The organism is Caenispirillum bisanense (assembly GCF_900230255.1).
In the GTDB taxonomy this organism is placed as follows: Bacteria; Pseudomonadota; Alphaproteobacteria; order Rhodospirillales; family Rhodospirillaceae; genus Caenispirillum; species Caenispirillum bisanense_A.
Genome location: NZ_OCNJ01000001.1, coordinates 168,259 through 193,243, shown reverse-complemented (window position 1 = coordinate 193,243; position 24,985 = coordinate 168,259). Strand labels below are relative to the sequence as shown.

23 protein-coding genes are annotated in these 24,985 nt (G+C 71.4%); 13 read left to right on the top strand and 10 right to left on the bottom strand.

All coding sequences use genetic code 11. From position 1 onward, the window contains the following. Positions 1-67: 67 nt before the first annotated feature. The gene (locus tag CRP50_RS25405) at positions 68-655 is read right to left on the bottom strand and encodes a hypothetical protein (RefSeq protein ID WP_097277107.1); all 588 of its coding nucleotides are present in this window, start codon (positions 653-655) and stop codon (positions 68-70) included. Between the two features lie 251 nt (positions 656-906). Here CRP50_RS25405 and CRP50_RS00945 point away from each other — a divergent pair, with 251 nt between their 5' ends. The 7 genes from CRP50_RS00945 (at position 907) to CRP50_RS00915 (ending at position 7,363) form a co-directional block, all read left to right on the top strand. Continuing rightward, positions 907-1,146 carry a hypothetical protein gene (locus tag CRP50_RS00945; RefSeq protein WP_097277106.1) on the top strand — a complete coding sequence of 80 codons (240 nt, stop codon included), beginning with the start codon at positions 907-909 and terminating at the stop codon, positions 1,144-1,146. Between the two features lie 8 nt (positions 1,147-1,154). After that, positions 1,155-1,823, top strand: coding sequence for a hypothetical protein (locus tag CRP50_RS00940; protein WP_097277105.1), 669 nt, complete (start codon positions 1,155-1,157; stop codon positions 1,821-1,823). Positions 1,824-1,885: 62 nt separating this feature from the next. Next, entirely contained in the window at positions 1,886-2,629 is a 744-nt protein-coding gene (locus tag CRP50_RS00935; RefSeq protein WP_097277741.1) for a response regulator transcription factor, read from the top strand. Positions 2,630-2,675: 46 nt separating this feature from the next. Next, complete coding sequence (locus CRP50_RS00930) at positions 2,676-4,247, top strand: sensor histidine kinase (RefSeq protein ID WP_176524969.1); 1,572 nt, start codon at positions 2,676-2,678, stop codon at positions 4,245-4,247. A 124-nt stretch (positions 4,248-4,371) separates the two neighbouring features. Continuing rightward, positions 4,372-5,730: a pyridoxal-phosphate dependent enzyme gene (locus CRP50_RS00925; protein ID WP_097277103.1), complete on the top strand. Its 1,359-nt coding sequence runs from the start codon at positions 4,372-4,374 to the stop codon at positions 5,728-5,730. A gap of 20 nt (positions 5,731-5,750) precedes the next feature. Beyond that, positions 5,751-6,929, top strand: a complete 1,179-nt coding sequence (locus tag CRP50_RS00920) for a cystathionine gamma-synthase (protein ID WP_097277102.1) — start codon at positions 5,751-5,753, stop codon at positions 6,927-6,929. A 161-nt stretch (positions 6,930-7,090) separates the two neighbouring features. Then, on the top strand, positions 7,091-7,363 hold the full coding sequence (locus tag CRP50_RS00915; protein WP_097277101.1) for a hypothetical protein: 273 nt from the start codon (positions 7,091-7,093) through the stop codon (positions 7,361-7,363). Between the two features lie 68 nt (positions 7,364-7,431). On the opposite strand, the gene tyrS is transcribed toward CRP50_RS00915, so the two are convergent. Beyond that, the gene (tyrS, locus tag CRP50_RS00910; protein WP_097277100.1) at positions 7,432-8,682 is read right to left on the bottom strand and encodes a tyrosine--tRNA ligase; all 1,251 of its coding nucleotides are present in this window, start codon (positions 8,680-8,682) and stop codon (positions 7,432-7,434) included. 105 nt (positions 8,683-8,787) lie between these two features. Here tyrS and CRP50_RS00905 point away from each other — a divergent pair, with 105 nt between their 5' ends. After that, positions 8,788-9,867: an anhydro-N-acetylmuramic acid kinase gene (locus CRP50_RS00905; protein ID WP_281257876.1), complete on the top strand. Its 1,080-nt coding sequence runs from the start codon at positions 8,788-8,790 to the stop codon at positions 9,865-9,867. 15 nt (positions 9,868-9,882) lie between these two features. Here the strand turns inward: CRP50_RS00905 and CRP50_RS00900 are convergent, their stop codons facing one another. The 5 genes from CRP50_RS00900 to CRP50_RS00880 all read right to left on the bottom strand — a co-directional run bounded on the left by CRP50_RS00900 (position 9,883) and on the right by CRP50_RS00880 (position 17,337). Continuing rightward, the gene (locus CRP50_RS00900; protein WP_097277099.1) at positions 9,883-11,082 is read right to left on the bottom strand and encodes an OpgC family protein; all 1,200 of its coding nucleotides are present in this window, start codon (positions 11,080-11,082) and stop codon (positions 9,883-9,885) included. Between the two features lie 92 nt (positions 11,083-11,174). Continuing rightward, the gene (locus tag CRP50_RS00895) at positions 11,175-12,527 is read right to left on the bottom strand and encodes a phenylacetate--CoA ligase family protein (RefSeq protein ID WP_097277098.1); all 1,353 of its coding nucleotides are present in this window, start codon (positions 12,525-12,527) and stop codon (positions 11,175-11,177) included. Between the two features lie 80 nt (positions 12,528-12,607). Further along, a complete protein-coding gene (locus tag CRP50_RS00890; protein WP_097277097.1) occupies positions 12,608-13,414 on the bottom strand; it encodes a MetQ/NlpA family ABC transporter substrate-binding protein in 807 nt (268 codons plus the stop codon). A 117-nt stretch (positions 13,415-13,531) separates the two neighbouring features. Next, positions 13,532-13,798, bottom strand: a complete 267-nt coding sequence (locus CRP50_RS00885) for a hypothetical protein (protein WP_097277096.1) — start codon at positions 13,796-13,798, stop codon at positions 13,532-13,534. A gap of 311 nt (positions 13,799-14,109) precedes the next feature. Continuing rightward, the gene (locus CRP50_RS00880) at positions 14,110-17,337 is read right to left on the bottom strand and encodes a DUF3971 domain-containing protein (protein ID WP_097277095.1); all 3,228 of its coding nucleotides are present in this window, start codon (positions 17,335-17,337) and stop codon (positions 14,110-14,112) included. A gap of 103 nt (positions 17,338-17,440) precedes the next feature. Here CRP50_RS00880 and CRP50_RS00875 point away from each other — a divergent pair, with 103 nt between their 5' ends. Genes CRP50_RS00875 through CRP50_RS00865 form a run of 3 tightly spaced genes read left to right on the top strand, consistent with a single transcriptional unit; the run spans position 17,441 to position 21,745 of the window. Further along, entirely contained in the window at positions 17,441-20,458 is a 3,018-nt protein-coding gene (locus tag CRP50_RS00875; RefSeq protein ID WP_097277094.1) for a bifunctional [glutamine synthetase] adenylyltransferase/[glutamine synthetase]-adenylyl-L-tyrosine phosphorylase, read from the top strand. Positions 20,459-20,486: 28 nt separating this feature from the next. Beyond that, positions 20,487-20,951 carry a thioredoxin-dependent thiol peroxidase gene (bcp, locus tag CRP50_RS00870; protein ID WP_097277093.1) on the top strand — a complete coding sequence of 155 codons (465 nt, stop codon included), beginning with the start codon at positions 20,487-20,489 and terminating at the stop codon, positions 20,949-20,951. Beyond that, positions 20,948-21,745 carry a ferritin-like domain-containing protein gene (locus tag CRP50_RS00865; RefSeq protein WP_097277092.1) on the top strand — a complete coding sequence of 266 codons (798 nt, stop codon included), beginning with the start codon at positions 20,948-20,950 and terminating at the stop codon, positions 21,743-21,745. Before bcp ends, CRP50_RS00865 begins: the two co-directional genes overlap by 4 nt. On the opposite strand, the gene CRP50_RS00860 is transcribed toward CRP50_RS00865, so the two are convergent. Next, a complete protein-coding gene (locus CRP50_RS00860) occupies positions 21,742-22,122 on the bottom strand; it encodes a type II toxin-antitoxin system VapC family toxin (RefSeq protein WP_097277091.1) in 381 nt (126 codons plus the stop codon). The two genes, CRP50_RS00865 and CRP50_RS00860, sit on opposite strands and share 4 nt — an antisense overlap. A 47-nt stretch (positions 22,123-22,169) precedes the next feature. Continuing rightward, the gene (locus CRP50_RS00855; protein ID WP_097277090.1) at positions 22,170-22,406 is read right to left on the bottom strand and encodes a FitA-like ribbon-helix-helix domain-containing protein; all 237 of its coding nucleotides are present in this window, start codon (positions 22,404-22,406) and stop codon (positions 22,170-22,172) included. Between the two features lie 274 nt (positions 22,407-22,680). On the opposite strand from CRP50_RS00855, the gene CRP50_RS00850 reads away from it, so the two are divergent. Continuing rightward, a complete protein-coding gene (locus CRP50_RS00850) occupies positions 22,681-23,589 on the top strand; it encodes an alpha/beta fold hydrolase (protein WP_097277089.1) in 909 nt (302 codons plus the stop codon). After that, positions 23,576-24,001, top strand: a complete 426-nt coding sequence (locus CRP50_RS00845; RefSeq protein WP_097277088.1) for an NUDIX hydrolase — start codon at positions 23,576-23,578, stop codon at positions 23,999-24,001. The genes CRP50_RS00850 and CRP50_RS00845 overlap by 14 nt, the downstream gene beginning before the upstream one ends. Here CRP50_RS00845 and CRP50_RS00840 read toward each other — a convergent pair. Beyond that, entirely contained in the window at positions 23,998-24,957 is a 960-nt protein-coding gene (locus CRP50_RS00840; protein WP_097277087.1) for an alpha/beta fold hydrolase, read from the bottom strand. The two genes, CRP50_RS00845 and CRP50_RS00840, sit on opposite strands and share 4 nt — an antisense overlap. Between the last annotated feature and the right edge of the window lie 28 nt (positions 24,958-24,985).

The following is a 24,985-nucleotide window of genomic DNA, read 5'->3' as shown; positions in this document are numbered from 1 at the left end:
GGCTGCATCCCTTGGTATTGCACGACAGCAACGGACCCGGCCGCGAAAAGTTGCGGCGGCGGTGCGGTTATTGGGCGCGCGGCGCGGCGTTTTCGGCCGCCGTGGCCGATTCGGCGGCGGCGGCAGGCTGCGCCGGCGGCGGGTTGCGGAAGCTGTCGAGACAGGCCTCCACCGGCAGCCCGGTCGCCGACACGTCCAGGGCATAGAGCCCCTGCGACTCGACCCGCGGGAACAGGTGGACGTCGAGGATGCACACCCGGTTCGGGTAGCGCCAGCGCACGCCCGGCGCCTCCGCCACCTCCTGCGCCGGGGCGCCCATGGCGGCGCGCAGCTCGTCGGCCGACAGCCCGACCAGGGTCGCCGGCACGGTGCGGGCCGGCGGCACCGGCGCGACCGCGACCGGCGCGGTGACCGTCTCGGCGGGCGGCGGCTCCGGCTTGGGCGGCGTGGTCGTCGCCTTGGCCGGCTTGGCGGCGGCCGTCTGGCGCGGCGCGGGCGGCTTGCGGTCGGGCAGCGGCACCGCCGGCCCGGCCACGGTGGCGGGCGCCGCCGGGGGCGGGTTCAGGCGGCCGGACAGCGACCGGTCGAGCTCGGCGAGAGCCGTGCAACCGGAAAGCAGCAGGGCCGCCGCGGGGAGGAAGTACGGTGCGCGCATATGTCTTTCGTCGAGGGTGGGGTCGCCCCGGATCATGCTCCGGTTTTCCGTCCAGGGCAACATACAGCCTTCCGCGGTGACAAGACTGTGACCGCCGCCATCGTGGAAATACCCCTGTGTGACAAAGCCAAGTCCTTGAAATCCATCACTTGAGGGCCTGCGTTATCAGCATCATCCTCGAAACGAACGGCGCCCGTGGCCGCAGCGTTGCGTGCCGCCGGCCTCCGCCGAAAGATCCAGAGAGACCGACCATGACCACGACCCTTCGCACCCGCCCCCTGGCCGTCCTGGCGGCGGTCGCCCTCAGCCTCGGCGTCACCGGCTGCTCCGGCCTGAACGAGCAGGAGCAGCGGGCGCTCACCGGTGGTGCCATCGGTGCCGCCGGCGGTGCCGCGGCCGGCGCCCTGCTCGGCGGCTCGGTGGTCGGCGGCGCCCTGCTGGGCGGCGGCGGCGGTGCGCTGCTCGGCGCCTTCACCGACATCGGCGAGTGAGGCCCGTCATGGCCGCCCCCCTGCGAAGCCGCCGCGTCGCCGCCGCGCTCGCCGTCGCCGTCACCGGCGGCCTGCTGCTCGACGCCGGCGCGGCCCTCGCCGACCCGCCGCCCTGGGCCCCGGCCCACGGCTGGCGCGCCAAGCACGAGTACAAGCACAAGCACAAACACAAGGACCGCGATTGGCATGACGGCCCGCGCGTCGTCTACGTGCCGGTGCCGACGGTGGTGGAGCGCAAGCCGGCGCCGTCCCTGCCCTACGGCTTCGGGCGCGGCACCTGCGACCGCGGCCTGATCTCGTCGGAACTGCTCGGCAACCTGCTCGGCGGGGCTGCAGGCGGCGCGATCGGCAGCCGCTTCGGCCAGGGCCAGGGCAAGCTGGCGGCCGTCGCCGGCGGCACGCTGCTCGGCGTGCTGATCGGCGGGTCCATCGGTCGCTCCATGGACGCCGCCGACCAGGCCTGCGCCATCACCGCCCTCGACTACGTTCCCGACGACCGCCGCATCCGCTGGTCGGGCGACCGCGCCGACTACGCGCTGGTCCCCACGCGCAGCTACGAACGCGGCGGCCGCTACTGCCGCGAGTACACGACGACCGCCTACATCGGAAACCGCCCCGATGTCGTTTCGGGCACCGCCTGTCGTATGCCGGATGGTGCCTGGGAGATCGTCAACTAAAAGCTTCGGTGATACGTTCATGGGAACGCAGTAGTTTCCCCCTTCACCCCCTGCTCGTGCCCATGACCGAAAAACCCACCATCGCCATAGTCGACGACGACCCACTGTTCCGCGAATCCCTGGGGCGCAACCTCGAGGACAGCGGGTATGCCGTGGAGACCTTCGCCGACGGCCCGACCGCCATCGCGGCGCTCACCAACGGCGGGGTCGCCCCCGACCTCGTGCTGCTCGACTGGAAGATGCCGCGCATGACGGGCATCGAGGTGCTGCGCCAGTTGCGCGCCTCCAACGACCTGACGCCGGTCATCTTCCTGACGACGCTGAACGACCAGATCTACGAGGAGACGGCCCTGACCAACGGCGCCGTCGACTACGTGGACAAGGGCCGCGGCTTCACCATCCTGCTGCGGCGCATCCACCTGATCCTGGAAGGCGCCAAGCCGACGGTCGGACTGCCCGGCGGGCCGGAGGTGGCGGACCCCGAGATCCTGAACCTCGGCCCGCTGAACCTGGACCTCGCCTCGGCCCGGGCGCGCTGGCGGGACGCGGCGGTGGACCTGACCATCACCGAGTTCCGCATCGTCCGGAAGCTGGCCGAGAACGCCGGCCGCGACCTCAGTTACCGCGCCCTCTACGACGCCGTGCGCGGCGAGGGCTTCATCGCCGGATCGGGCGACGAGGGCTATCGCGCCAACGTGCGCACCCACATCAAGCGAATCCGCCAGAAGTTCCGGGAGATCGACCCTGGGTTCGACGCCATTCTCAATTACGCGGGGTTCGGTTATGGCTGGCGCGCGGAGGGTTGATCCCTCCGAACGGGACCGCATCGCCGACAAGGTCGCGCGAGCGCGCATGGCCGCCGAGATGGACGCGGCGGCCGAACCGCGCCGCCACGCCGCCGCGACGCCCCCTCCCCCGCCGCCGCCGGAACGGTCGGCCCGGCGCCGCCGCGGCTTCGGCTGGCAGCCGTCGCTGGCCGCCCGCCTGGTGCTGCTGGCCTTCGTCTTCGTCGCCGTGCCCGCCGTGCTGGTCGGCCCCTTCCTCGCCGCCGAGGAGGCCAAGCGCCAGGCCCTGCTGCGCGCCGTGCGCACCCAGGGCGCCGTCATCGCCGAGGGACTGCGCCTCGCGCTGGAGAAGAGCGACGAAGCCGCCCTGCCCACCGCCCGCGAGGCCCTGGAACGGCTCGCCCAGCCGGACATGCGCCTGCGCCTGCTGTTCCGGCCGCTGGACCAGGACTCGGTGTTCCTGGTCGGCGCCCAGCCGCCGCTGCCGACCGAGACCCTCGATACCGAACGCCTCGCCCTGGTGGCCGCCGGCGTGCCGTGGACCCTGCCGGAAAGCTGCCGCGGCGGCCAGCCGCTCGACCTGCCCTACGTCACCCCCGGCGGCGAGCAGGAGGTGCTGACCAGCCTGACGCCCTTCACCACCCAGGGCGGCTGCTGGGGCCTGCTCACCTCCTACAGCCTGTCGGGCCTCATCGGCGAGCAGCTGGCACGCCCGACGTGGCGGTCGCAGCAGGTGCTGTGGGCGGCCGGGCTCTATGGCCTCGCGGCGCTGCTGGCGCTCGGCGTCATCTGGGCGCTGTGGCGGTCGCTGCGGCGCTTCGCCAGCCAGGCCCGCGCCATCGCCCAGGGCGACACCGAGGCGGCGGAAGGCTTCCAGCGCCAGGCCCGCATCCCCGAACTGGCCAACGTGGCCGGCGAGTTCGACCGCATGGTGGAACGCCTGCGCGCCTCCGCCGACGCCATCCGCCATGCGGCGGAGGAAAACGCCCACGCCTTCAAGACGCCGCTCGCCACCATCGCCCAGAGCCTGGAGCCGCTCTATCGCGCCGTACCGCCCGACGACCAGCGCTCCCGCCGCTCGCTGGAGACGGCGCGCGCCGCCCTGACGCGGCTGGAGGCCCTGGTGCAGGCGGCCCGCCGGGTCGATGCCGCCATGGCCGACCTGATCGATCCGCCGCGCCGGCGCATCGACCTCTCGGGCCTCATCCGCGCCGTGGCGGAAAGCTTCGACGACCCCGAGGAAGGCGTGCGCATCGTCGCGGACGTGGAGCCGGGGCTGCACGTGCTCGGCGGCGAGGATCTGCTGGAGACGGTGGCCGAGAACATCATCGAGAACGCCGTCTCGTTCAACCCGCCGGGCGCCATGGTGCGCGTCAGCCTGAAGCGCACGGGGCGCGACATCGAGTTCGTCGTCGACGACGAGGGCTCGGGCGTCGACCCGGCGGTGCTGCCCAACGTGTTCGAGCGCTACGTCAGCCACCGCCCGGAAACCCGCCCGGAACGCCAGGGCACCGGCCACTTCGGCCTCGGCCTGTGGATCGTGAAGCGCAACGTGCAGGCCATGGGCGGCATCGTCCAGGCCCAGAACCGCAGCCCGCGCGGCTTCCGCGTCACCGTGGTCCTCCCCGCCGCCCGCTGAGGCGGCGGGGCACGCCCCTTCCCCTCACCCTCGATCGCCGAACCACAGCGAAACTTTGTCGTATCTTCAAATTACACACCTGCCGTAGACTATCCTCAATGTTCTACGGCAACATGGTGTGAATATGAACACCCTGGACCTCATTGGCAATACCCCCCTGGTGGAGATCACCGGCCTGGACACCGGCCCCTGCCGCCTGTTCGCCAAGCTGGAAAACCAGAACCCCGGCGGCTCCATCAAAGACCGCATCGGCAAGTCCATGATCGAGGCCTTCGAGCGCGACGGCCGCCTGAAGCCCGGCGGCACCCTGGTGGAAGCCACCGCCGGCAACACCGGCCTCGGCCTCGCCCAGGTGGCGGCGCGCAAGGGCTACCGCCTGATCCTCGTCATCCCCGACAAGATGAGCCGCGAGAAGGTGCAGCACCTCAAGGCGCTCGGCGTCGAGGTGGTGATGACCCGCTCCGACGTGGAGAAGGGCCACCCCGAGTACTACCAGGACAAGGCGGAGAAACTGGCCGCCGAGATCCCCGGCGCCGTCTACGTCAACCAGTTCGGCAACCCGGCCAACCCGCTCGCCCACGAGACCGGCACCGGCCCGGAGATCTGGGAGCAGATGGACCACGACGTCGACGCCATCGTCTGCGGCGTCGGCTCGGCCGGCACCATCACCGGCCTGTCGCGCTTCTTCGCCGGCGTCAGCCCGAAGACCACCTTCGTGCTGGCCGACCCCAAGGGCAGCGTGCTGGCGGAATACACCCGCAGCGGCACCATGCCGAAGGCCGGCTCGTGGCTGGTGGAGGGCATCGGCGAGGACTTCCTGCCGCCCATCGCCGACCTGTCGCGCGTCGGCGCCGCCTATGAAATCTCCGACAAGGAGAGCTTCCTGGCCGCCCGCGAGCTGCTGGCGAAGGAAGGCATCCTCGGCGGCTCTTCCACCGGCACCCTGCTCGCCGCGGCGCTGCGGTACTGCCGCGAACAGACCGAGCCGAAGCGCGTGGTGTTCTTCGTCTGCGACAGCGGCAACAAGTACCTGTCCAAGATGTACAACGACCACTGGATGGCCGACCACGGCTTCCTCGACCGGCCGAAGAGCGGCGACCTGCGCGACCTCATCGCCCGCCGCCACGGCGTCGGCGACACGGTGACGCTGGCGCCCGACGACACCCTGCAGGTCGCCTACGGCCGCATGAAGCTCTACGACGTCAGCCAGCTGCCGGTGACGCGCGGCGATGAAGTGGTCGGCATCCTCGACGAATCCGACCTGCTCCTGTCGGTGATGGGCGATGCCGCCGCCTGGAAGACCGCCGTCGGCGCCGTGATGACCACCAAGCTGGAAACCCTGCCGCCCACGGCGGACGTTTCCGACCTGCTGCCCATCTTCGCGCGCGACCGGGTGGCGATCATCGTCGAGGACGGCCGCTTCCTCGGCCTCATCACCCGCATCGACCTGCTCAACCACCTGCGCACCCGCGCCGACGCCTGACACCGGAGCCATAGACGACCATGAGCCGCAACGACAAGACCGGCTTCGGCACCCGCGCCATCCACGCCGGCCAGCAGCCCGACCCCACCACGGGCGCCGTCATGACGCCTATCTACGCCACCTCCACCTACGCCCAGGAAGGCCCGGGCGAGCACAAGGGGTGGGAATACAGCCGCTCCGGCAACCCGACGCGCAAGGCCTTCGAGGATTGCCTCGCCGACCTGGAAGGCGGCACCAGGGGGCTCGCCTTCGCCTCCGGCCTGGCGGCGGAAAGCTGCATCCTGGAGATGCTGAACCCCGGCGACCACGTGGTGGCGGTGGACGACCTCTACGGCGGTTCGTTCCGTCTGTTCGAGCGGGTGCGCCGGCGCTCCATGGGGCTGGACTTCTCCTACGCCCCGGCCGACGACCTGGCGGCCATCGAGGCGGCGATCCGTCCCGAGACGAAGATCATCTGGATCGAGACGCCGACCAACCCGCTGCTGAAGATCGCCGACCTCGCCGCCATCGCCGCCCTGGCACGCCGCCACGGCGTGCTGACGGTGGCCGACAACACCTTCTGCTCGCCCTTCATCCAGCGCCCGCTGGAGCAGGGCATCGACATCGTCGTCCACTCGGTGACCAAGTACGTCAACGGACACTCGGACATGGTGGGCGGCGCCATCGTCGTCGGCGACCGGCCGGAGGTGGCCGAGCAGTTGGCCTTCCTGCAGAACGCCACCGGCGGCATCCTGTCGCCCTTCGACAGCTTCCTGGCCCTGCGCGGCCTGAAGACCCTGCACCTGCGCATGGAGCGTCACAGCCGCAACGCCGAGCGCATCGCCGAATGGCTGATCGGCCGGCGCGAGGCGGAGGCGGTGTTCTACCCCGGCCTGCCCGACCACCCCGGCCATGCCGTTGCGAAGCGGCAGATGCCGGGCGGCTTCGGCGGCATGATCTCGGTGCGGCTGAAGACCGACAAGGCCGGGGCGGTGCGTCTGCTGAAGGCCATGAAGGTCTTCACCCTGGCGGAGTCCCTCGGCGGGGTGGAAAGCCTGATCGGCCACCCGGCCACCATGACCCACGCCAGCATCGACCCCGCCCGCCGCGCCGACCTCGGCATCACCGACGGGCTGGTGCGCCTGTCGGTGGGCGTGGAAGACGCCGACGACCTCATCGCCGACCTGGAACAGGCCTTCGCCGTGGCGGAGATCGGGTGAGGCGGCGGGGCGGCCGGCACGCGCGGCCGCTCTTCCCTTTCCCCGCCCCACCTGCCGAACGGCAGGCGAGTTCCCCTTGGCCGGGCCGTAGGGTGCCTGGGCGGCTTCGGGATGTCCGAAGCCCCGCACCCATCCAAAGGCCAGGAACAAGGAGAAGTCGAATGGGCACGCTCAAGGAGAGCAAGAAGAAGGCTCAGGAAGCGTCCAGCAGCGTCATGAAGGTCCACCACGAGGCCAAGGGGAACGCCCTGCGGAAGTGGACGAAGTGGATCAAGGACCGCGACAACCCCGACTGCTACACGCTGGAGGGCCACATCGTCGTGCGCCTCGACAAGGTCACCGAGAGCAACGTCGAGGCGGCCCTGGAGACCGGCGACATCTTCGGGGACAAGAGCGGGCACTACTACGGCGACATCTGCGAGATGAGCGGCTGAGCCGCCGCCGTCGCGCACTGCGGAAAGCCGAAGGGCCGCTCCGGCAGGGGCGGCCCTTCTTTCGCGGCTTACGCCGGCTTCACCAGCGCGTGCTTTTTCTTGCCCGCCGACAGCTTGATGTGGTCGCCGTCCAGCGCGGCCAGCGTCACCGTGTGGGCTTCGTCGGTGACGGCGGCGTCGTTGACGCGGGCGCCGCCCTGCTTGATGAGGCGGCGCGCCTCGCCCTTGGAGGCGGTCATCTCCAGGCGCACCAGCAGGTCGACCAGCGCGACGCCGGCTTCCAGCTCGGCGCGCGGCACCTCCACCGTCGGCAGGTCGCCGCCGGCGCCGCCCTTTTCGAAGGTTTCCTCCGCCGTGCGGCGGGCGGCCTCGGCGGCCTCGGTGCCGTGGCAGAGGCGGGTGACTTCGTCGGCCAGAACCTTCTTGGCGTCGTTGATCTCGGCGCCCTGCAGGCCTTCCAGGCGGGCGATCTCGTCGAGCGGCAGTTCGGTGAACAGGCGCAGGAACTTGCCGACGTCGGCGTCTTCCGTGTTGCGCCAGAACTGCCAGTAGTCGTAGGCGCTCAGGCGCTCGGCGTTCAGCCACACGGCGCCCGAGGCCGTCTTGCCCATCTTGGCGCCCGAGGCGGTGGTGAGCAGCGGCGAGGTCAGGCCGAACACTTCCTTGGCGTCGCAGCGGCGGGTGAGCTCGACGCCGTTGACGATGTTGCCCCACTGGTCGGAGCCGCCCATCTGCAGGCCGACCCCGCGCGAGCGGTTCAGCTCCAGGAAGTCGTAGGCCTGGAGGATCATGTAGTTGAATTCCAGGAACGACAGGCTGTGCTCGCGCTCCAGCCGCAGCTTGACGGAATCGAAGCTCAGCATGCGGTTGATGGAGAAGTGGCGGCCGTAGTCGCGCAGGAAGTCGATGTACTGCAGGCCGTTCAGCCAGTCGGCGTTGTTCACCATGACCGCATCGGTCGGGCCGTCGCCGAAGGTCAGGTACTTGGCGAAGACCTTCTTGATGCCCGCCATGTTCTCGGCGATCTTCTCGTCGGTCAGCAGCTGGCGCGCCTCGTCGCGGCCAGAGGGGTCGCCGATGCGGGTGGTGCCGCCGCCCATGAGCACCACCGGCTTGTGGCCGGCCTGCTGCAGGCGGCGCAGCAGCATGATCTGGATCAGCGAGCCGACGTGCAGGCTGTCGGCCGTGCAGTCGAAGCCGATATAGGCCGGCACGATCCCCGCCTGCATCTTGGCGTCCAACGCCTCGATGTCGGTGCACTGGTGGAGGTAGCCACGCTCCACCACGGTCCGGATGAACTCGGATCGGCAGGTGCTCATGGGAAAAGGTGCCTTCTTGCTCTGGCCCATATTGGCGTTGAGGAAAGACCGGTCGTTTAGCACAATCACACCGCCCCCACAACGCAACCGGATCGGTCCCGCCCCGTGACAGAGCTACTCGCCGCCCCCCGCCGTTTCCGCGCCCTCGGCCTCATGAGCGGCACCAGCATGGACGGCATCGACGCCGCCTGCATCGTCACCGACGGCCATCGCGTGCTGGAACGCGGCGCGTCCGTGACGCTGCCCTACGACGCCGCCTTCCGCGCCCGACTGCGCTCGGTGCTCGGCGGCGGCGGGCCGGTGACGGCGGTGGAGCGGGAACTGACCCTGCTGCACGTGGAGGCGGCGCGGGCGTTGCTGGCCAAGACCGGGCCGGTGGACGTGGTCGGCTTCCACGGCCACACCATCCTGCACCGGCCGGAACAGCGTCGCACCTGGCAGATCGGCGAGGGCGCCCTGCTGGCGCGCGAGCTGGGTGTGCCGGTGGTGGACGGCCTGCGGGTCGCCGATGTGGCGGCGGGTGGTCAGGGGGCGCCGCTGGTGCCGGCCTATCACGCCGCCCTGGCCGCCGACCTGGAGAAGCCGCTGGCGGTGCTCAACGTCGGCGGCGTCGCCAACGTCACCTACATCGGCCCCGACGGCGCGCTGCTCGCCTTCGACACCGGCCCCGGCAATGCCCTGGTGGACGACTGGATGCACCGCCGCGCCGGCTTGCCCATGGACCCGGAGGGCCGCTACGCCGCCCGCGGCACGGTGGACGAGGCCTGCCTGGCGGCGCTGACGGCGCACCTCTACTTCGACCGTCCGCCGCCCAAGAGCCTCGACCGCGACGACTTCACCGCCGACGCCGTCGCCCACCTGGGGCAGGACGACGGCGCCGCGACCCTCACCGCCTTCACCGCCGCCACCGCGGCGCGGGCGGTGGAGCACCTGCCGCAGCGTCCGCGCCGCTGGATCGTCTGCGGCGGCGGGCGGCGCAACGCCACCCTCATGCGCCTGCTGGCGGAGCGTCTCGCCCCCGCCGTGGTGGAGCCGGTGGAAGCGGTGGGCTGGGACGGCGACGCGGTAGAGGCGGAAGCCTTCGCCTTCCTCGCCGTGCGCAGCCTGCTCGGCCTGCCGGTCACCTTCCCCGGCACCACGGGGGCGCCCTCGGCCCTCACGGGCGGGGTCATGCACGCCGCATGAGGGCCGGCGCCCGCCCTACTTGTCCGCCCGCGCCGGGGCGCCGGCACCGGGCAGCGACCGCCAGTCGGCCTCGCGCGCCAGGGCCGGCAGGGCGAGCAGGGCGACGCCGGTCACGGCGATGAGCGTCTTGGTGGTCTCGCCGAAGGGGCCATAGTGGCTGTCGAGCGCCATGACCGCGTAGGCGAGCGGCACGTGGAAGGCGTAGACCTGCAGCGAGTGACGGCCGATCAGGCGCAGGAACGGCAGCTGGAACGGGCGGCCGACCAGATCGGCGGCGCGGCGGATGCGGGCGTCGGCGCTGCGCGGTCCGGCGATGAGCAGCCACGCCACGGCCCAGCCCAGCGCCACGAAGTTCGCCAGGAACACGAGGCTGAACTCGGGCCGCACCTCGTAGGCCTGGAAGCGCTCCGCCATGGCCTCCGGCCACAGTCCGAAGCTGAAGCCGACGCGCCACACCAGGAAGAACACCAGCAGCGCGACGGCGAGGCGCACGAGGCCGGTGCGCTCGGGCGTGAAGACGCGCTGCCACTCGACGCGCTTGGTGGCGGTCAGCACGCCCAGGATCAGGCCGCCCATGAACACGATCTGCCACGCCAGCACGTTGAAGGCGGCGCGCAGGCGCACGCCCTCGCCGGCGGTGCCGAGCACGGCGTTCACCCCCTCCGCCACCGGCAGATGGACGCCCAGCTGCACCGCCAGCCACAGCACGGCCGAGCCGATGGCGACGCTGGCCCAGCGGCCGTGCACGCACAGCCACACCAGCGGCGGCGCCGCCAGCAGGTAGACGATGTACTGCGGCAGGATGTCCATATAGGTGGGCTGGTAGGCGAGGCTCGCGGCCGCGCCCACCATGGCGCCGTCGGCGGGCGTCAGGTCGCCGAGCCACGGCTGCCAGTAGGCGAGCAGCGCCGGCTCGAGGCTCGCCGCCGCCAGCACCAGGGCGAGGCAGCCCATGGCGTAGAGATACAGCTCGCCGGCCCGCTTCCAGATCTTGCCGGCGGCGTCGCCGAAGCCCTTCCGCTCCATGCGGCGGGCGTGGACCATGCCGACCAGCAGGCCGGACAGGAAGACGAAGCCTTGGGCGTCCTGCACGAAGCCCAGTTCCGCGTGGTTGACCTTCACCAGCAGATACCCGCCGGCGAAGGCCAGGTGATTGAGCAGCATGAAGACGAGGAAATAGCCCCGCATGCCGTCGAGGATCTCGAGGCGTCGCATCCGTTTGCCCTCGGCTGAGTTGATCTCGTTGCCGAACAAACGGACCGCGACGCCCCGGGGCTTCTGCTTCCACCCGTGAGCAATCGGTGGCGTCAGGTGGTCCACACCTGACCGCGCCGGTCCTCCACGCGCTTGGCCTTGTGGGTGGCGCGCGGCAGGGTGTCGGGCGGCAGGATTGCGACGGCGGCGCCGACGCCGGTGACCGCCTTGATCTGGCGCTTCAGCCGGGCCGCCAGCTCCTCCGGCGGCAGATTGACGCCGTGGCGCGCCTCCGCCTCCACCGTCAGGCTGTCGAGGTGGTCTTTGCGCTCCACCACCAGGCGGTATTCGCCGCTCAGGTCGTGGTCCTTGCGCACCAGGGCCTCGACGTCGCTCGGGAAGATGTTGACGCCGCGGATGATGAGCATGTCGTCCAGCCGCCCGTGCACGCCCATGAGGCGCTGCGAGGTGCGGCCGCAGCGGCAGGGCTCGGTGGTGAAAGAGACGATGTCGCCGGTGCGGAAGCGGATGAGCGGCCGGGCCTGCTTCTGCAGGGTGGTCAGCACCATCTCGCCGCGCTCGCCCTCGGCCACCGGCTCGCCGGTCTCGGGGTCGAGCACTTCCACCAGGATGTGGTCCTCGGCCCAGTGCAGGCCGTCCTTTTCCTCGCACATGCCGGCGCAGGCGCCGAAGATGTCCGACAGGCCGTAGTAGTCGTAGACCGAGGCACCCCACAGGCCCTCGATGCGCGCCCGCGTCTCGGGGATGGAGCCGCCGGGCTCGCCGGCGACGAAGATGCGCGTCACGGCGAGGTCGGTCTTGGGGTCCAGGCCTTCCTTCTGCGCCGTCTCGCCCAGGTACCAGGCGTAGGACGGCGTGGTCCAGATGGCGGTGGCCCGGAACTGGCGCAGGATGGTCAGCAGGCGCTCCGACGGCACGGTCCCGGCGTGCACCGTCAGCGCCCCCAGCTTCTGGGCACCGAGCACGCAGGGGCCGCCGATGAACAGGCTGAAGTTCAGCGAATGGCAATAGCGGTCGTGCGGCCGCAGGCCGGAGGACCAGAACTGCCGCGCCTCGTAATCGATCCAGCCGTCGAAGTCGGTCTGGGTGAAGGGCGACAGCGTCGGCACGCCGGTCGAGCCCGAGGAGGCGGAGACGTAGACCACGTCGCGCTCCGGCACCGCCGCCAGGTCGCCGAGCAGGGGCAGCGCCTCCTGCCGGGCGCGCAGCACCGACTTGGTGATGGTCGGGAAGCGGCGCAGATCGTCGAGGCTGCGCAGGTCGTCGGGGCGCACGCCGGCGGCGTCGAAGGTGGTGCGGTAGTAGGGCGAGTTGTCGTAGGCGTGCCGCAGGTGGCGGCGCAGCAGGCCGAGCTTGAGGGCGTCCCACTCGGCGCGGCTCTGGGTTTCCAGGCGGGCGTCCCAGTAGGGGCGGTCGTCGGCGGAGGTGGCGGAGGCGGAGGCCATGTGGCTGGACCTTTTCTTCTTGCGGGGAAGCGGAGCGGCGGCGGCGCGCCGAGGGGGCGCGCCGCCGCCGGCAGTCGGCCTCACCAGGTCGGCAGGATGGTGCCGTTGAACTCGGTCTGGATGAACTGCTTCACCTCGGGCGAGCGGTAGGTGTCGATGAAGGTCTGCACGCGGGCGTCGTCGGCGTTGTCCTTGCGCGTCGCCCACACCAGGTGCCAGCGCGAGTGCTCGTCCTCCAGCACCAGCGCGCTCTTGGGGTCGAGGCCCGACAGCACGGCGTAGTTGAGTGTGACCACGGCGGCGTCCACGTCGCCGAGGGAGCGCGGCAGCTGGGCGGCGTCCAGCTCGATGAAGCCGACGTTCTTCGGGTTCTTCTCGACGTCGAGCACGGTCGCCGAGATGTCGGCGCCTTCCTTCAGCCCGATGAGGCCGGCCTTCTCCAGCAGGAAGAGGGCGCGGGCGCCGTTGGTCGGGTCGTTGGGGATGGCGACGCGGGCGCCCTCGGGCAGGTCGGCGAGGCTCTTCACCGTGCTGGAATAGACGCCGGTCGGCACCACGATGGACGGCTTGGACGCGACGATGGCGTAGCCGCGCGCCTTCACCTGGTTGTCCAGGTAGGGGATGTGCTGGAAGTTGTTGGCATCGATGTCGCCGTTGTTCAGCGCCTCGTTGATGAGGGTCCAGTCGGTGAACTCGATGATCTCGGCCTCGACGCCCTTCTTGGCCGCCAGTTCGGCGGTGTAGCGCAGGATGTCGCCGTAAGGGCCGGCGGAGACGCCGATCTTCAGCGCGGGCTCGGCCTTGGCGGGCGCGAGCGGGGCGGCGACGGCGAGGGCGGCGAGGCCGAGGGCGGCGAGCAGGCCGCGGCGGGTGAGGAAGCGGGACATGCGAAGGCTCCTGTCGGTCGGGGTGTCTGTGCGGTTCGGACATGCGGCAGGGTTCGGCGCCGCCGGGAACGGCGCCGGGTCTGCCGGGTGTGAGGGGGTCAGGGTGCGGTCAGGCCGTCAGCGGGCGAGCAGGCGGCGGCGGGCGGCGAGCATCTCGCGGCGCACGGTCTCGACGGTCAGGCCGTCGCGGGCGAGCACCAGATGCACCAGGGGATCGGCGAGCAGCTCTTCCAGCGCCGGCTCCGTGCCGGCGGTGCCGTAGGGCTGGCCGCTGCGGCGGGGCGGCGGCGGCACCGGGCGCAGGAAGGCGGGCAGGCGCGACCGCGGGCCGAGGCTCGCGGCGGCGGGTGGAACGGAGGGAAAGGCGACAGCCGGGCAGGCCATGGATCGTGCTCCTCGTCTGGTGGCGCGAGGGCTCTGCCGAAACGACAAAACCCGCCGCAGCGCTGGCGCTGGGCGGGGTCGGGCCGCTCACGCTTTAGCTGCATTTATAACGCGCCCGCAAGCTGTTGCTTCAAATCGGCGCGACGGGAGGGAGTGTATTGCACACGATGCAGTGCGTCAAAGGGAAAATTTGTACTGTCTTTTTGTGTTTAAATGACCACCGCCGGTGACGTCGTGGGTGGCCGGGTCAAGCCCGGCCATGACATGCGGTGGGGTGGGAAAGGCAGCACGAAACCTGGAATAAATGCCCCCTACTGCGTCGTCCCGCCCGGCGGCGGGCCGTCTTCCGGGCGGCGGACGGTTTGCGCGGCTTCGCCTTCGAAGATCTTGCGCAGGATGCCCGGCGCCAGCACCGACAGCGGGTTGACCGAGGCGTCGGGATCGTCGAGCGGCCCGGTCACCGTATAGGTCGCGGCGAAGATGCCGCCGCCCTTGTCCCCGCCCGTCAGCAGGTCGCCGACGATGGGGATGCTGCCGAGCAGGCTGTTGAGCGCATAGGCCGGCACGATGGTGCCCTGCATGTCCATGCGGTCCTGCCGCAGGTCCATGGCGCCCTCGGCGGTGAAGCCGAGCGACGGGCCGTTGGCGCGGGCGTCCGACAGGCGCAGCATGCCGTCGACGTAGGTGAAGGGCACGGTCGCCGACTGGAAGAACAGCCCCTCGCCCGTCAGGCTTTCCAGGATGCCGGTGAGCGCCGCGACGGACAGGATCTTGGCCAGCGCCGGTGCCCGCACGAGGCGGAAGTCGCCGATGCGGGCGACGCCGGTGACGTTGCCGAGGGCGTCCATCGCCCCTTCGACGCGCAGGCGGCCGCCTTCCACGTTGTCGATGACGTTCAGCGCCCGCAGCACCGTGCCCGCATTGCCGCTGTCGAGCGTGAAGGCGCGGTTGGGCGAGCCCGCCTCCAGCGGCCGGAAGTCGAAGGCGACCGGCTCCTGCCCTTCGGCGAGGCCGCGGATGTCCATGGAGGTCCAGCCCTCCTCGTCGCGGATCATGTGGGCGACGACGGATTCCATGGTGCTGTCCTCGGTCACCCACACCACGTCGAACTGCGCCCGCAGCGACAGCGGCGGCAGGTCGGATTCCTCGGTGCCCTCCTCCTCCGGCAAGGCGGCGCTGTCGGAGGCGCCCATGGGGCGGTCTTCGAGGAACGGCACCGCGTCGAGGGACGCGCCCCGCACCTCGACGTCGAGCCCGCCGTCGGGCCGCATGGTCAGGCCGCCGGCGAGGCGCGTCTCGCCCACCCGCACGTCGGCGAAGGCGACGTGGTCGAGGGTGCCCTCGTCGGTCATGTCCACCTGCCCGGTCATGGCGAGCTGCGTGCCGGCGGTGACGGTGAAGTGGTTGATGGCCTGCAGCTGCCCGGCCTTGTCGAGCCGCCCGGCCAGCGTCGCCGTGCCCGCCTCGCCGGCCGGCTTGTGCCAGCCGAAGCCCGGCAGGCGCATGTCGGCGGCGGTCAGGTCGATGGTGGCGCCCAGCGTCTGCGTCCCGCCCGGCAGCACGGTCAGGATCACCGAGGCGCCCGCCGGCCCGGTGGTGAAGGGCTTGGTGAAGGGGATGATGTCGAGGCCGAAGCGCGCCCGCTCCGCGTCGTCGAGCACGGCCGACGCCGTATAGCGGCCGGTGAACGGCCCCTTGCCGGTGAAGTTCTCCTCCCACTTCACCACCGCCGGCACGCCGCCGAGGGCGGCGTCGCCTTCCACCACCAGCCCTTCGGTATCGACCTCCAGTGCGAGCGAGCCTTCCGACAGGTCCTGGTCGAAGGCCACCTTGGGCAGGGCGACGCCCTTCAGGCGGCTGACCGCCTTCACCTTCAGGTCGTCGAGGTCGAGGTCGCTGAGCAGCGGGAAGGCGAGGTGCAGGTCGGTCACCTGGCGGCCCTTCACGCCCTTCAGCGGCAGGCCGTAGCGCGAGACGTAGCCGAGCGGTTCGCTGTCCACCAGCCGCAGAGCGTCGAGCACCGGGCCTTCCACGGTCAGGGCGATGTCGGCCGTCTGGTCTTCCTCCGCCAGCCCGCCGAAGGTGAGCGTGCCGCCGGTGACCGCCAGGTCGAACACCTTGCCGCCGGAGAGGACCAGCGTCACCGCCTCGGGCGCGAAGACCAGTTCGGCCGCCGCCTCGCGCACCTTGGGCATGGGCGGCAGGTAGTCGACCGTCACGCCCTGCACGTCGGCGCGACCTTCCAGGGCCGTCAGGGCGAGGGTGTCGAAATCGGCGCCGGCCACGGCGGCGTGCAGGGTCAGGCCGGTGACGGCGCCGTCGGCCAGGCGCTCGTCGATCCAGTCGCGGGCGCCGTCGGCCACCGCCGCCGGCCACAACTGCGGCAGGCGGTCCGTCTCCACGCGGTCGAGGGTGACGTCGGCGGTGGCGCTGACGCCCTCCGCCGTCCGCTCCAGCGCCGCCTGCAGGCCGACCGTGGTGCCGCCGAGGCCGAGGGTGAAGCTGTCGAGCACCACGTGCCGCAGGTCGTCGGCGGCGGAGAGGTGCAGCGCGAGGCGGTCGACCTCGTAGGCGTGCTGCACCGGATCGGGCAGCACCAGCACGCCGGGCTTGGCCGACAGGGAGGCCGTCAGCAGGTCGAGGGCGACGCGGTCGCCGTCGAGCGAGGCCGTCGCCGTCAGCGTGCCCGACAGCGGCAGGTCGAAGCCCGCGAGGTCGGCGAGGCGTTCGTCGGCGGCGGCGAAGTCGGCCGGACGCAGGTCGCGCAGGGTGAGCCCCGCGTCGATGACGCCGCCGCGCTCCAGGTAGGCGACGAGGTCGAGCGTGGTGGTGCCGGTGCCGTCCGGGGTCGCCACCCGCAGCGAGGCTTCCGCCGCCAGCCGGTCGGCCTCGCGGCGCAGGACGGCGTCGGCCTCGGGCACCCGCCACACCATGCCGGTCATGCGGTCGTCGAGCACGATGCGGGCGTCGGCGATGCGCAAGACCTGCGGCAGCGCCAGGGCCGGCGGCGAGCCGCCGTCGTCGAGACCCAGCTCGCGCAGCACGGCGCGCACCGCCCCGGCCACCGTGTCGGCATGGTGCTCCACCGCCGGTGCCGGCTGCTCGGCGGCGCGGCCGGCGTCGCCCATGGCGAGGGTGACGGAACCGTCCGCCTCGCGCCGCAGGGCGACCTCGGGGCCGCGCAGGGTGACGGCGTCGATGGCGAGGGTGCCGTCGCGCAGGTAGGGCCGCGGGTCGACGGTGAGCGAGGCTTCCGGCACCTGGGCGATGAGGGCGCCGGAACGGTCGGTGGCGCGGATGTCGCGTACGCGCAAGTCGAAGGGCGCATCCAGCCCGCCCCAGTGCAGGGCGGTGCCGCCGACGCCGATGCGCACGGCGGCGTCGGGGTCGTTGACGGCCTCTTCCACGTAGGGGGTGAGCAGGTCGAGCGACAGCGGCCCCTGCGACAGCCGCAGGGCGATGCCGGCGCCGATGACGAGGAGCAGGAAGGCGAGCCCCGCCAGCCCCTTGAACAGCCACTTGACGGCGCCGTGAACCACGCCCGTTCATACTCCGATGCAGCCGGTCGCCGGGGCCCTCTGCCCCGTCGCTTGACCCCGGGCGACCTATCGCGCAGTGTGCGCGAAAACCCGGGACTTGCAAATGCCTGACTTCGCCTTTCCGGACCCCTCCGCCACCCTGCCGGCGCCCGCCGACGGCGAGCGCCGCGACCGCGGCCGCGAGCGGTTCGCCGCCCTGGCCGGGCAGACCGACGACGCCGATCTGGCCGCCTTCGTGACGGCCGCCGCCGACGATGCGCGGGTTGGCCCGCTGCTCGACGCCGTGTTCGGCAACAGCCCGTTCCTGACCGCCTGCGTGCTGCGCGAGCCGGCCTTCCTGCGCCGCCTGCTGACCCAGGGGCCGGAGGCGGCGCTGACCGGCCTGCTCGCCGAAACGCGCGAGACCATCGCCGCCGAAAGCGACATGAATAAGGCGATGAAGACCCTGCGCATCGCCAAACGCCGCATGGCGCTGGCGGTTGCGCTGGCCGACATCGCGGGCGCCTGGGACGTCGACCGCGTCACCGCCGCCCTGTCCGACTTCGCCGAGGCCGCCTTGCGCATGTCCTGCGGCTTCCTGCTGCGCAAAGCGCACGAGGCGGGTGAGATCGTGCTGCCCGACCCGGCGGCGCCGGAACGCGACTGCGGCTACTTCGTGCTCGGCATGGGCAAGCTGGGGGCGCGCGAACTCAACTACAGCTCCGACATCGACCTGATCGTCGTCTTCGACCCCGACAAGGCGGACTATCGCGGCAGCAAGTTCATCGGCGAGTTCTTCGTCCGCATCACCAAGGATCTGGTGCGGCTGATGGACGAGCGCACCGCCGACGGCTACGTCTTCCGCACCGACCTGCGCCTGCGCCCCGACCCCGGCTCGACCAAGATCGCCATCGCCCTGCCGGCGGCCGAGACCTATTACGAGAGCTTCGGCCAGAACTGGGAACGCGCCGCCATGATCAAGGCGCGTTGCGTCGCCGGCGACGATGCGGCGGGCCAGGGCTTCCTGTCCCACCTGCGCCCCTTCGTGTGGCGCAAGTCGCTGGATTTCCACGCCATCCAGGACATCCACTCGATCAAGCGCCAGATCCATGCCGCCAAGGGCGGCGCCAAGGTGGCGGTGGCCGGGCACAACATCAAGCTCGGCCGCGGCGGCATCCGCGAGATCGAGTTCTTCGCCCAGACCCAGCAACTCATCTGGGGCGGCCGCGAGCCGCAGAACCGCAGCCCGCGCACCCTGGACGCCCTGCAGGCGCTGGTCGCCACGGACCACGTCAAGCAGGCGGTGTGCGACGAGCTGGCGCAGTGCTACCGCTACCTCCGCACTCTCGAACACCGCCTGCAGATGATCGAGGACGCCCAGACCCAGACCCTGCCGGCGGAACCGGCCAAGCTGCGCGACCTCGCGGTCTTCGTGGGCTACCCCGACCTGCCCGCCTTCGAGGCGGCGCTGAAGGACGTGCTGCACACGGTCGAAAGCCACTACGCCGACCTGTTCGAGGAAGAGCCGAGCCTGTCCGACGAGGGCAATCTGGTCTTCACCGGCAACGAGGACGACCCGGCCACCATCCAGACGCTGGCCGACATGGGCTACGGCAACCCCTCGGGCGTCGCCGCCACGGTGCGCGGCTGGCACCACGGGCGCTACCGCGCCGTGCGCTCCACCCGGTCGAAGGAAATGTTGACCGAGCTGGTGCCGACCCTGCTGCGCGCCCTCGGCCGCACCGCCGACCCCGACAAGGCGTTCTTCCGCTTCGACGAGTTCCTCAGCCGCCTGCCCGCCGGCGTGCAGCTGTTCAGCCTGTTCTACACCCACCCGCAGCTGCTCGATCTGGTGGCCGAGATCATGGGCGATGCGCCGCGGCTGGCGGAGATCCTGTCGCGGAACCCGGGCCTCATGGACGCCGTGCTGACGCCGGGCTTCTTCGACGCCCTGCCCGACCGCGGCGAGCTGGCCGAGGAACTGGACCTGCGGCTGGCCGATGCGCGCGACTTCGAGCACGTGCTCGACATCAGCCGCCGTTTCGCCAACGACCACAAGTTCCAGGTCGGCCTGCAGACCCTGCGCCACATGGCCGACGCCCGCGAAAGCGGCCGCGAACTGGCCGCCGTCGCCGACGTGGTGCTCGACCGCCTGATCCCGCCGGTGACGGCCGAACTGGCCCGCACCGCCGGCACCTTTCCCGGCGCCGGGCTGGCCGTCGTCGCCATGGGCAAGGCGGGCGGCGAGGAAATGACGGCGACCAGCGACCTCGACCTCATCTGCGTCTACGACGCGCCGGCCGACGTGGAGGCCAGCGACGGCCGCAAGCCGCTGTCGCGCACCGAATACTTCGGCCGCCTGACGCAGCGCTTCGTCAACGCCGTCACCGCCATGACCAGCGAGGGCCGCCTGTGGGAGGTGGACCTGCGCCTGCGCCCCTCGGGCAACAAGGGGCCGCTCGCCACCAGCTTCGAGAGCTTCGTCAAGTACAACCGCGACGACGCCTGGACGTGGGAGCATCTGGCCCTGGTGCGCGCCCGTGTCGCCTGCGGCGATCCGGTGCTGGCGGCCAAGGTGCGCGACGCCATCTGCGAGGTGCTGTGCCGCCCGCGCGACCCCGACAAGCTGCTGGTCGACGTCGCCGACATGCGCGCCCGCATGGCCAAGGAACTCACCAAGGACGGCGACACCTGGGACGTCAAGCACATGCGCGGCGGCATGGTGGACGTGGAGTTCGTCTGCCAGTACATGCAGCTGCGCCACGGCCACGCCCACCGCGACATCCTCTCGCCCAATACCGAGACGGCGCTGAAGAACCTCACCGCCGCCGGCCTCATCGACGCCGAGGACGCCGCCGCGCTGGACCGGGCGCATTTCCTGTGGCTGACCATCCAGGGCGTCCTGCGCCACTGCATCGAGGGCCGCTTCAACGAAGAGACGGCGCCCATCGGCCTCAAGGAAAAGCTGGTGAAGGCGGCCGGCTGTCCGGACTTCGACGCGCTAAAGGCGCACATGGCGGACATCGCTGCCGCCGCCCATGCCGTGTTCCGCCGCCTGGTGGAGGAACCGGCCGAGGCGGCGCGGGCGCGGCTGGCGGAGGTCCAGCCCGGCGCCGACGGCGTAGAACCGGACCCCACCTGACTTTTTCCGGATCGAGGAGCCAGACCCCATGACCCTGTCCGTCGGCGACACCGCCCCCGATTTCACCCTGCCCACCGACGGCGGCGGCAGCGTCACCCTGTCCGACCTGCGCGGCAAGCCGGTGGTGCTGTACTTCTACCCCAAGGACGACACCCCCGGCTGCACCACCGAGGCCTGCGACTTCCGCGACGCCATGCCCGACTTCTCGGGCATCGACGCGGTGGTGATCGGCATCTCCAAGGACACGGTCGCCAAGCACGACAAGTTCAAGGCCAAGCACGGCCTGACCTTCCCGCTCGCCTCCGACGCCGAGGGCGACGTCTGCGAACGCTACGGCGTGTGGAAGGAAAAGAGCATGTACGGCAAGACCTTCCTCGGCATCGAACGGTCCACCTTCCTGGTCGGCCGCGACGGCACGCTCGCCCGCGTCTGGCCGAAGGTGAAGGTGAAGGGCCACGCCGCCGAGGTGCTGGAGGCCGTGAAGGCGCTGTGACCGAGGCCGTCCGCACCCTGACCGCCGCCGCCTGCGCCGTGTTGCAGGCGGCGGACCCCGCCGACAAGATCCGCCTGACCCGCCTTTACGGCGAGGCGTGGAAGAGCGGCGGCCTCGCCGAGGTCGGCGGCGATCTGCCGCCCGACCGCCCGGCCCGCCCGCCCCGGCCGGAACTGCTGCCGCCCAAGGACATGCCCAAGCGGTCCAAGGGCGGCACGCGCGGGCGCATCGCCCTGCTGCACGCGCTGGCCCACATCGAGCTGAACGCCATCGACCTGGCGTGGGACATCGTCGCCCGCTTCGCGGCGCGCGAGAGCCTGCCGCGGGAGTTCTACGACGACTGGGTGCAGGTGGCGATCGACGAAGCGCTGCATTTCGAGCTGCTGGAGCGCCGCCTCGCCGATCTGGGTGCGGCCTATGGCGACCTGCCGGCCCACGACGGCCTGTGGCAGGCAGCCACCGCCACCGCCGGCGACGTGCTCGACCGGCTGGCGCTGGTGCCCATGACCCACGAGGCGCGCGGCCTCGACACCACCCCGCCCACCATGGCGCGCCTGACCGCCAACGGCGACGCCGAGACGGTGGCGGTTCTCGACGTCATCTACCGCGACGAGATCACCCACGTCGCCGCCGGCGTGCGCTGGTTCCGCCACATGTGCGAGACGCGCGGCCTCGACCCCCAGGCCGACTACGACGCCCGGCTGGCACGGCTCTACCCGGGCGGCCTGAAGGGCCCGTTCAACGGCCCGGCGCGCGAGGAAGCGGGGATGCCGGCGGGGTGGTACGGCGGTTAGGCGAGGTCGGACAGCGGGACGATGTAGGCGGCTGCTTTGCTGTCACACGCTTCCACCTTTCGCAGGAAACGCGCATCGGCAGTGACGAACGGGATCTGCAGAGCCATCGCGAGCGCCAGATAGACGATGTCGTAGGCCGGATGCTTCAGCTTGACGGCCAAGCCAACTGCATCGTCCATCCGCGGGTGCGCATCGACAAAGGTGATCGGAGCGGCATCGAGCGTGGCGGCATTCGACCGCGCAACCGTCTCGCTCAACTGTTCCCGCTGGACGAGGCGCCAAAGGATATTGGCGCATTCGGCCCGCAACAGCGACGGGGCGCACAGTCCCTTGCCCAGGATGTGCAGAGCCGTCTCCGAGTCCTCCTCCTCGACCACTCACTTGATGGCGACGCTGGCATCGACGACGTAGTCGAGGGTGCCGATCATCGACCCTCGCGGATCTCGCGGAGGATATCGGTCGTCGACGTCGTAACCTTGCCGGAGGTCGCCTGGCGGCACTTCCGCGCTGCCTCCATGAACGTCTCGACGTCCCGCGCCACCGCGTCCCGCAAGACCTCGGCGGCCTCGTCGGTGAGGGACCGGCCGTGCACCTCGGCTCGAAGCCTCAGTCTGGCGATGGTGGCCTCGTCAAGGCCGGCGATCGTCAAGTCGATGCCCATGGGTGCGATCTCCGTCATCCCTTCTAACATGCCTGCGAACGCCCCCGGAGGCAACGGGCTGCGGTGGGTCAGGCGAGATCGGACAGCCGCAGGACCGGCGGTGCGACTGCGTCGGAAGTCACGCCCATGGCACCGTCCTCCGACACGTTTCCCTGACTATGATCCACCGCGCTGGCGGCGGCAACCGTCCGCCCGGCGGCTCGCCGCATTGGCCCTCCCACCCCGCCGTCCCCTGTGGCAGCCTGAACCCTTCCGCCAGACCGGAGGCCAGCGCATGACCGAGAGCCATCCCGCCGACGCCCTGTTCCCGCCCGGCTTCGCCTGCCGCCGCATCGCGGCCAACGGCCTGACGCACACCGTCCGCGTCGGTGGCGAGGGGCCGCCGCTCCTGCTGCTGCACGGCTACCCGCAGACGCACGCCTGCTGGCACCGCATGGCGCCGCTGCTGGCGAAGACTCATACGCTGGTCATGCCCGACCTGCGCGGCTACGGCGACAGCGACAAGCCGGCGGGCGATCCCCGCCACGAAACCTATTGCCGCCGCACCATGGCGGCCGATGCGGCGGCCATCATGACGGCGCTGGGCCATGAGCGCTTCCAGGTCATCGGGCACGACCGCGGCGGCCGCGTCACCCATCGCCTGTGCCTCGACCATCCCGAGCGGGTGGAGCGGGCGGCGGTGCTCGACATCGTCCCGACACATACGATCTTCGCCGACATGAACCGCAAGGTCGGCCTCGCCTATTACCACTGGCTGTTCCTCGCCCAGCCGGCACCGCTGCCCGAGCGGCTCATCGGGGCGGAGCCGAACTTCTATCTGGAGTGGAAGCTGGGCGCCTGGGGCACCGGCCTCTCGGCCTACGACCCCGCCGCCGTCGCCGAGTACCGCCGCGCCTTCCGCGACCCCGCCACCATCCACGCCACCTGCGAGGACTACCGCGCCGCCGCCACCATCGACCTGGAGCACGACGAGGCCGACCTCGGCCGCCGCATCGCCTGCCCGCTGGTGGCCCTGTGGGGCGGCAAGGGGCTCATGGAGGCCAACTACGACGTGCTCGCCACCTGGCGGGCCAAGGCCGACGACGTGCGCGGCCGCGCCCTGCCCGGCGGCCACTTCCTGCCCGAGGAAGTGCCGGAGGAAACCGTAGCGGCCCTGAAGGAGTGCGGCTTTGCCCTGGCGTGAGGGCGAGCCGCGGGTCGGCGTCATCGTCGCCGTGCGCGATACCGCCGGCCGCATCCTGCTGGTCCGCCGCCGCAACCCGCCCTCGGCCGGCATGTGGGGCTTCCCCGGCGGCAAGCCGCACCTCGGCGAGACGCTGGAGGCCTGCGCCGCCCGCGAGCTGCTGGAGGAAACCGGCATCACCGCCCGCATCCGCCACCCGCTGACGGCGCTGGATGCCCTCGAACGCGACCCGGCGACGGGGGCGGTCGCCCATCACTTCGTGCTGGTCGCCATGCTTGCGGTGGAGCCGCAGGGCACCTGCTGCGCCGCCGACGATGCGCTCGACGCCGGCTGGTTCGCCCTCGACGCCCTGCCCGAGCCGCTGATCGAGCGGGTGCGCGAGGTGGCGGCGCTGATGGACGGCCCCGGCTAACGGGTCAGCAAGCCCGCCTCGGCCAGGAAGGCCGCCACCTCCTCCGCCGCCCGCTCGTAGGGGGCGACCTCGGCCGGGAAGTGCGGCACGCCGTCGAGCAGCACCAGCCGCTTGGGTTCGGCTGCACCCGTCAGGGCGGCGAAGGCCCGTTCGGTGGCGGCGGGCGGGATCATGCGGTCGGCCGCCGGCTGCAGCACCAGGATGGGCCGGTCCCACTCCGCCCAGCGTAGGCGCGGCGGCAGGTCGAGTTGGAGCGACTGCATGAAGCCGAGGGTACCGGTGCGCGAGATCAGCGGGTCGTCCATGAGCGAGCGCAGGAAGCCGGGCGTGTCGTTCAGGTGCTCCAGCGCCATGCCGATCATGGCCGGCATGGGAAGGCCCGGCACCGCCCGCACCAGCGGCCGCACCGCCTTCAGAAGCGCGCCGCTGGCTGCCCCGAAGCGGCCGGCGCTACGCAGCACGTCCGGGTCCGACGGGTCGAACAGGTTCCACAGGGCCAGCGCCCGCACCGCCGGCACCCGTAGGGCGGCGGCGAAGGCCGTCGGGGCGCCGAGGCTGACGCCGCTCAGCACCAGCGGCCGGCCGGGCCAACGTTCGGCGGCCGCCAGCGCCACCGCCTCCACCCCCGCCACCTGGTCGAGGATGGGGCGCTTGCCCTTGTCGTGGCGGGTGGCCGACAGGCCACAGCCGGGCACGTCTGGCACCACCACCACGCAGCCGCGCCGCCACAGGCCGCGCACCACCGGCAGCAGCATGCGGCCGTAGCCCATCACGCCGTGCACCATGACGATCACCGGCGCGTCGGGCTCGGGCCGGTCGTAGACGTCCTGGTGCACCAGCCCGTCGGCCCAGGCGACGCGCTCCGCCCGGCCGTGGTCGCGGTGGAAGGCGATCACGTCGTCGCCGAACCAGCGGCGGGCGAAGGCGGTCCAGCGTTCGGGGCGTGTGGTCGTCATGGCTGCTCTGCGCTCCGCTGAATGGGAC

Coding starts and splice junctions, on each gene's coding strand:
- CRP50_RS00900 (WP_097277099.1), bottom strand. CDS start 11,082: ATGCGACGCCTCGAGATCCTCGACGGCATGCGGGGCTATTTCCTCGTC.
- CRP50_RS00925 (WP_097277103.1), top strand. CDS start 4,372: ATGAACACCCTGGACCTCATTGGCAATACCCCCCTGGTGGAGATCACC.
- CRP50_RS00890 (WP_097277097.1), bottom strand. CDS start 13,414: ATGTCCCGCTTCCTCACCCGCCGCGGCCTGCTCGCCGCCCTCGGCCTC.
- bcp (WP_097277093.1), top strand. CDS start 20,487: ATGACCCTGTCCGTCGGCGACACCGCCCCCGATTTCACCCTGCCCACC.
- CRP50_RS00940 (WP_097277105.1), top strand. CDS start 1,155: ATGGCCGCCCCCCTGCGAAGCCGCCGCGTCGCCGCCGCGCTCGCCGTC.
- CRP50_RS25405 (WP_097277107.1), bottom strand. CDS start 655: ATGCGCGCACCGTACTTCCTCCCCGCGGCGGCCCTGCTGCTTTCCGGT.
- CRP50_RS00930 (WP_176524969.1), top strand. CDS start 2,676: ATGGCCGCCGAGATGGACGCGGCGGCCGAACCGCGCCGCCACGCCGCC.
- CRP50_RS00855 (WP_097277090.1), bottom strand. CDS start 22,406: ATGGGCATCGACTTGACGATCGCCGGCCTTGACGAGGCCACCATCGCC.
- CRP50_RS00885 (WP_097277096.1), bottom strand. CDS start 13,798: ATGGCCTGCCCGGCTGTCGCCTTTCCCTCCGTTCCACCCGCCGCCGCG.
- CRP50_RS00875 (WP_097277094.1), top strand. CDS start 17,441: ATGCCTGACTTCGCCTTTCCGGACCCCTCCGCCACCCTGCCGGCGCCC.
- CRP50_RS00895 (WP_097277098.1), bottom strand. CDS start 12,527: ATGGCCTCCGCCTCCGCCACCTCCGCCGACGACCGCCCCTACTGGGAC.
- CRP50_RS00850 (WP_097277089.1), top strand. CDS start 22,681: ATGACCGAGAGCCATCCCGCCGACGCCCTGTTCCCGCCCGGCTTCGCC.
- tyrS (WP_097277100.1), bottom strand. CDS start 8,682: ATGAGCACCTGCCGATCCGAGTTCATCCGGACCGTGGTGGAGCGTGGC.
- CRP50_RS00935 (WP_097277741.1), top strand. CDS start 1,886: ATGACCGAAAAACCCACCATCGCCATAGTCGACGACGACCCACTGTTC.
- CRP50_RS00945 (WP_097277106.1), top strand. CDS start 907: ATGACCACGACCCTTCGCACCCGCCCCCTGGCCGTCCTGGCGGCGGTC.
- CRP50_RS00840 (WP_097277087.1), bottom strand. CDS start 24,957: ATGACGACCACACGCCCCGAACGCTGGACCGCCTTCGCCCGCCGCTGG.
- CRP50_RS00920 (WP_097277102.1), top strand. CDS start 5,751: ATGAGCCGCAACGACAAGACCGGCTTCGGCACCCGCGCCATCCACGCC.
- CRP50_RS00915 (WP_097277101.1), top strand. CDS start 7,091: ATGGGCACGCTCAAGGAGAGCAAGAAGAAGGCTCAGGAAGCGTCCAGC.